We start from the raw sequence: 930 nt of genomic DNA on the forward strand, positions 1-930 counted from the left end.
TTTGAGCAAGCACATTCGAAGCCTTCTTCGAATCCATTCGTCAAGAGATTTGAATGGAGTTGGCGGTTTCCGCAATTCGGAAGATCCACTCCAGCCTTTCAAATACATATTGAGTTTCTGAATTCGTTCTTGCATAGGTTGAATGCGCCTTCATCGGGGAGAACGCGGGATCAAAGATAGGCGTTAGAACTTGGAGAAGTGCCTGCTGGATGAGGCGATCAAGCACCGTCGGGATACCTAACAACCGAATTCCACCGTCTGGTTTCGGAATTTCGACTCGACGTACGGGAAGTGGTCGATAGGTGCCGTTAAGGAGTTCTTCACGAATGTGCGACCAGTTATCGAGCAGGAAGGATCGGAGAGATTTTACCGCCATCCCGTCAACTCCTGCCGCACCTTTGTTTCTCTCCACGCGGTGTAGAGCCTTGTAGAAGATTATTTCTTTCTACAATCTGCTCCATCAGGTGATCGTAACGCGTTTCGCGGGTCGGCTCAATGGGTCGTGCCGGAGAAGAACTCGGCGCTTCTTCGATCGCCCACGGATTCACCGCTTCCTCTCGAAGATAGCTCCCTGACGGGATATTCGGCTGTCTTTGCTCTTCTCTCGAACTTGCCATGATCAACCCTCACATTCATGTTCAGCCCTTCCCTGTTCAGACGTCTCCTCACAGGTACTATGGCTTCTGCTGACTCCTGCCAGTTCAGTTGCATCTTTCGATTGCAAGTTACCGATTCAATCGGCGTATCTGGCAGATCTCCCCAGGTAAGGACGCTGTCTTTCCCTCCACCTATCTGCCTCATTTACTCTCGATAGCCTTCGGCAACAAGGGCTTCGTCTTGCATAGCAGACTCACCCAACTATCGCGAGCCTCATATGAGGTTCGTGTTCCTCAGACCGGAGGTTTGCCGCCGACTTCCTTCAGATTCCGC

The 930-nt window shown here is 51.3% G+C and carries 1 protein-coding gene and 1 pseudogene; both read right to left on the reverse strand.

Annotated features, from left to right (window positions below; all coding sequences use genetic code 11):
* Positions 1 to 135, reverse strand: a 135-nt coding sequence (locus tag EL26_RS26800) for a group II intron maturase-specific domain-containing protein (protein ID WP_420802088.1), incomplete at its 3' end; no start/stop codon positions are given.
* A 22-nt stretch (positions 136 to 157) separates the two neighbouring features.
* Positions 158 to 461 (reverse strand): annotated as a pseudogene (locus tag EL26_RS26360) (group II intron reverse transcriptase/maturase); the annotation flags it as partial.
* Between the last annotated feature and the right edge of the window lie 469 nt (positions 462 to 930).

It is taken from the genome of Tumebacillus flagellatus, assembly GCF_000714935.1.
GTDB lineage: Bacteria > Bacillota > Bacilli > Tumebacillales > Tumebacillaceae > Tumebacillus > Tumebacillus flagellatus.